The sequence below is a fragment of the uncultured Amaricoccus sp. genome (assembly GCF_937858865.1).
Classification (GTDB): domain Bacteria; phylum Pseudomonadota; class Alphaproteobacteria; order Rhodobacterales; family Rhodobacteraceae; genus Amaricoccus.
The window spans coordinates 1-4,302 of record NZ_CALLYO010000321.1; the positions used below are offsets into that span (position 1 = coordinate 1).

Genomic DNA, 4,302 nt, shown 5'->3' on the forward strand with positions numbered 1-4,302 from the left:
GGCGATGGTGACGCGGGGGTGGGCCGCGAGGCGGGCGGTGATCTCGGCGGAGAAGGGCTCGCGGTCGATGGCGAGGGCGCTGCCGGCCGGGAGGGCGTGGCGGTCGGCGGTGGCGATGACGAGGCCGCCAGCGGCGCGCATCTCCCAGTGGAGGAGACCGACGGCGTTCTGCTCGTCGTCGTCGGAGCGGAAGGAGTTGGAGCAGACGAGCTCGGCGAGCGCGTCCGTCCGGTGCGCGAAGGTGCCGGTCCCGGGGCGCATCTCGTGCAGGACGACGGGGACGCCCATCTCGGCCGCTTGCCAGGCGGCCTCGGCGCCGGCGAGGCCGCCGCCGACGATGTGGATGGGCTCGGTCATGGGCGCGGATCTAGGGCAAGCGGGATGGAAAGGGAAGCCGCGGGATCGGATTGGTGCCGGAGGCGCCGGTCTACCCGAGCGCGGCCTCGGCGGCGGCGAGGACGGCGGCGGGCGGCTGGCCGGCGTCGACCGGGCGCCAGCCGGCGGGGGTGGCGGCGCGGGCGGTCTGGCGGGCGACGACCTCCGGGGTGGCGTCGGAGGCGTCGGCGCTGCGGCGGCCGACGCGGGCGGCGGCCTCCGCGGGGGAGATCTCGAGCCAGAGGCCGGTGAAGGGGACGCCCTCGGCGGCGGCGAGGGCGGCGGCGCAGGCGCGCCAGTCGGGGCCGAGGAAGGTGGCGTCGAGGACGACGGTGGCGCCGGCGCGGAGCGCGATGCGGGCGTCCCAGGCGAGGCGGATCAGCACCTTGCGGTCCATTGCTGCGGTATAGCCCGAAGGCGGCAGCGGGGTTTCCGGCGCGACGCCGGCCAGGCGCTTGCGGGTGACGTCGGAGCGCAGGACGAGGGCGAGCGGCGCGAGGCGGGGGGCGAGCGCGCGGGCGAGGGTCGACTTGCCGGTGCCGGACATGCCGCCGACGGCGAGGAGGCGCGGGGGCGGCGCCGGGGCGAGGGCGGCGCGGGCGAAGGCGAGGTGGCGCCCGGCCGCGGCAGCGTCGCCGCGCGAGGCGGCGGTCATGGCGCGGACGGCGCCGCGCATGGAGAGGAAGAGCGGCAGCAGCGGCAGGCCGGCGAAGTCGCGGGTGGCGCCGAGGTAGCGGGAGAGGAGCGCGCTCGCGAGGTCGGGGCGGCCGCGGGTCGCGAGGTCGGCGAGCGCGAAGGCGAGGTCGTAGAGGACGTCGATCGAGGCGATCGCTTCGTTGAACTCGATGGCGTCGAAGGGGACGGGATCCTCGCCGATCAGGACGACGTTGCCGAGGTGGAGATCGCCGTGGCAGCGGCGGACGCGGCCGAGGCGGTGGCGGCGGGCGATGAGCGGGACGTTGGCCTCGCAGGCGGCGCGGGCGGCGGCGGCCCAGTCGGCCGCCCCTGCCCCGGCGGCGTCTAGGGCGCCGGCGATCTGGGCGATGCGGGCGCGCACGTCGTCCGGGTCGCCGTGGGCCGGCGTCTCGGGGGCGGCGCGGTGGAGGGCGGCGATGGCGTCGGCGAGGCGCTCGACGACCGGCAGGGTGAGGGTGCCGGCCTCGCAGAGGCGGTCGAGCTCGCGGGCGCGGTCGAAGCGGCGCATCTCGACCAGCCATTCGACCGGCTCGCCGGCGCCGCCGAGGGGGAGGCGGCCGGCGCGGCGGACGACGGGGACGACGCCGAGGTAGAGCGGGCCGGCGGCGCGGTTGACCTCGAGCTCGCGGCGGCAGCTCGCCTCGCGGAGCGCGAGGGTGGTGAAGTCGAGGTAGTTGGTCCCGAGCGCCCGCTTCATCTTCCAGGCGCGGTCGCCGGCGAGGAAGAGGCGGGAGATGTGGGTCGTGACGGTCTCGACCGGGGCGCCGCCGTGGGTGGCGGGGTCGGCGAGGAAGGCGACCACCGCCTCCTGGCCGGGCTCGGCGGGGGGCGGGTCGCCGGGGGTCAGATCTGCTTCTCCGGCATCCGCACCACCAGGCCGTCGAGCTCGTCGGTGACGCGGATCTGGCAGGTCAGGCGGCTCGTCACCGGGTCGGGCTCCCAGGCGAAGTCGAGCATGTCCTCCTCCATCGCCTCGCGCGGGGGGAGGCGGTCGACCCAGGCCGGATCGACGTAGACGTGGCAGGTCGAGCAGGCGCAGGCGCCGCCGCAGTCCGCCTCGATGCCGGGGATGTTGTTGTCGCGCGCGCCCTCCATTACGGTGAGGCCGCTCGGGACCTCGACCTCGTGCGGCGTGCCGTCGTGCTCGATGTAGGTGATCTTCGCCATGCCCCAGCCTTGTCTTTGCGCCGGTATCTAATGGCTGGCGTGACGGGGTTCCATGGGCAAAATGCCGCTTGGCGGCGGAGGTCTTTCGTTCTACCTTCGTTCTCATGCTGCCGCCCCCTCCCTCCCCCGCCTGGGTGCATCCGCCGCGCTGCCTGACGGCGGCGGAGCTGGCGCTGCCGCCGAAGGGGGCGCTGGTGACGGTGGCGGGGCTGACCATCTGCCGGCAGCGGCCGGGGACGGCGAAGGGGGTGATCTTCCTGACGCTCGAGGACGAGACGGGGGTGGCCAACATCATCGTCTGGGCGCGGACCTTCGAGCGCTACCGCCGGGCGGTGATCGCCGGGCGGTGCCTGCAGGTGACCGGGCGGCTGCAGCGCGAGGGGGCGGTGATCCACGTCGTCGCCGAGGTGATCGAGGACATCTCGGCGCTGCTCGACGAGATCGTGGAGATCGAGACGGTGGGAGGGGGACCGGCCCCCTCCCCTTCCCGGGCCTAGCGCGGCGGCTTGTCCTGCGGGGTCTCGACCCTGATGTCGAGCGGCTTCGGCTTCTCGCAGGGCTTGAACTCGCAGGCCGGGCGGTCGGGCGGCGGCGGGCAGCAGCGGTCGGTCGCCGCCTTGAGCGCGGCATGCCGGGCGAGCTCGAGCGCGGCCTCCGGGTGGACGGTGCTCGTCATGTCGACCAGCGCCTCCTCGGCCGCCGCGATGCGGATCTGGAGCCTGGTCTGCCTGTCGCTCTCGGTGAGGATGGCGCAGGTGTGGCGGGCGATCTGCTCGAGCGAGCAGATCATCGTGTCGGCCTGGCGGGTGAGGTGCAGGAGGATCGCGTTGCCGACGTCCTGACCGGTCTTGATCTGCTTCAGGACGGCGGTGGCACCGTCGACCGCGGCCTTGACCGAGTTCGTCGCCGCGACGTTGCTGTCGACCGCGTTCTTGATCGCGGTGTCGACGGCATGCAGCGCGACGCTGTCGTTGTGCAGCACGTCGAGGCGGCCGTTGATCGCCTGCAGTTCGGCAAAGACATCATCCAATGACGGCATGGTATCACCTTTGAAATAAACGAGACTATTCGGACTTCACGGGATCTTCCTCCCGGCCCCGCCCGGGATCGCGCCGTTCCATGCGGAGCTTCGCGGTCGAGGCGACCGCGGGGGCGCGCGCGCCGGGGACGAGGGCGCGCCGCTCGGCGGCATGGGCGAGCTCGACGTCGACCGACACGACGTCGCGCAGGTCGAAGGGCGAGGTGGTGAGCCCGAGCCCCGGGCCCGGCACCATGCGCTGCTGGATCGCCGGCGTGTCGATCCGGAGCTCGATCTCGCCGCCCGGCGGCACGCGCTCGAGCTTCGGCTCGGTCAGCCGCAGGATCGGCTCGCCGGGGCCGCGGGCAGCGGCGGCGCGGTCGCGCAGGCGCAGGCGCAGGGTGCGGGTCGCGTCGTCGAACTCGATGCCGCGGATCTCGCCGATCACGTACTGCGGCTCGGCGGTGTCGTTGCGGACGCGGACGGCGAGCTCGACCCAGGGCTGGCGCGATCCGTCCTTGGGGCTGGGCGGGGCCAGCCATTCGCGGGCGATCTCGATGCCCACCACCTCGACAGCATCGGCCATGGCTCAATCCTCGCTCTGAGATGCGGTGAAGCCCGTGCGGGCGAGCGCGGCGGCGAGGCGCCGCTCGTCGTCGGGCGAGGAGCCGGCCGCCGCGGCCAGCAGCCGCCCGGCGACCCGCGACCGCACCCCCGGGGCGCGGAAGATGCTGGCGCCGAGCCGGGCGAGCTCGGCCTCGAGGACGGCGGTCGGCAGGTCGAAGACCTGCGGCGGGATCGGCACCGAGGCGATCCAGGCCTCGACGTCGGCGGCGAGCGCGCGCTCGGCCGCCTCGCCGGGCTCGGGACCGGCCGCCGCCAGCCGCCAGTAGAGGGCGAGGACGCGCGACATCCAGGCGATGCCCGGCGCCGGCCCGGCCGAGAGCACGCGGTCGGCGACATAGGCGAAGATCGCGGCCGGCGTCGGGTCGGCGGGCGGCGCGGCGGTCGAGCGCGGTGGTCACCGCGCCCGGCACTCCGGCATA

General features: G+C 74.9%; 7 protein-coding genes. 1 reads left to right on the forward strand and 6 read right to left on the reverse strand.

The genetic code is table 11. The features are described 5' to 3' along the window. The 3 genes from Q0112_RS09095 to Q0112_RS09105 all read right to left on the reverse strand — a co-directional run. Positions 1–357: FAD-dependent oxidoreductase (locus Q0112_RS09095; protein WP_297974225.1), on the reverse strand; the 357-nt coding region annotated here is incomplete at its 3' end. A gap of 70 nt (positions 358–427) precedes the next feature. Further along, the gene (locus Q0112_RS09100) at positions 428–1,873 is read right to left on the reverse strand and encodes an AAA family ATPase (RefSeq protein WP_297974227.1); all 1,446 of its coding nucleotides are present in this window, start codon (positions 1,871–1,873) and stop codon (positions 428–430) included. Between the two features lie 41 nt (positions 1,874–1,914). Beyond that, entirely contained in the window at positions 1,915–2,238 is a 324-nt protein-coding gene (locus Q0112_RS09105; RefSeq protein ID WP_297974230.1) for a 2Fe-2S iron-sulfur cluster-binding protein, read from the reverse strand. A 104-nt stretch (positions 2,239–2,342) separates the two neighbouring features. Between Q0112_RS09105 and Q0112_RS09110 the strand changes: the two genes are divergently transcribed. Then, a complete protein-coding gene (locus Q0112_RS09110) occupies positions 2,343–2,735 on the forward strand; it encodes an OB-fold nucleic acid binding domain-containing protein (protein ID WP_297974242.1) in 393 nt (130 codons plus the stop codon). Here the strand turns inward: Q0112_RS09110 and Q0112_RS09115 are convergent. Genes Q0112_RS09115 through Q0112_RS09125 form a run of 3 tightly spaced genes read right to left on the reverse strand, consistent with a single transcriptional unit; the run spans position 2,732 to position 4,205 of the window. Continuing rightward, positions 2,732–3,277, reverse strand: a complete 546-nt coding sequence (locus tag Q0112_RS09115) for a hypothetical protein (protein ID WP_297974232.1) — start codon at positions 3,275–3,277, stop codon at positions 2,732–2,734. The two genes, Q0112_RS09110 and Q0112_RS09115, sit on opposite strands and share 4 nt — an antisense overlap. 25 nt (positions 3,278–3,302) lie before the next feature. Further along, positions 3,303–3,842 carry a hypothetical protein gene (locus tag Q0112_RS09120; protein WP_297974235.1) on the reverse strand — a complete coding sequence of 180 codons (540 nt, stop codon included), beginning with the start codon at positions 3,840–3,842 and terminating at the stop codon, positions 3,303–3,305. Positions 3,843–3,845: 3 nt separating this feature from the next. Then, positions 3,846–4,205 carry a hypothetical protein gene (locus Q0112_RS09125; RefSeq protein WP_297974238.1) on the reverse strand — a complete coding sequence of 120 codons (360 nt, stop codon included), beginning with the start codon at positions 4,203–4,205 and terminating at the stop codon, positions 3,846–3,848. Positions 4,206–4,302 lie beyond the last annotated feature (97 nt).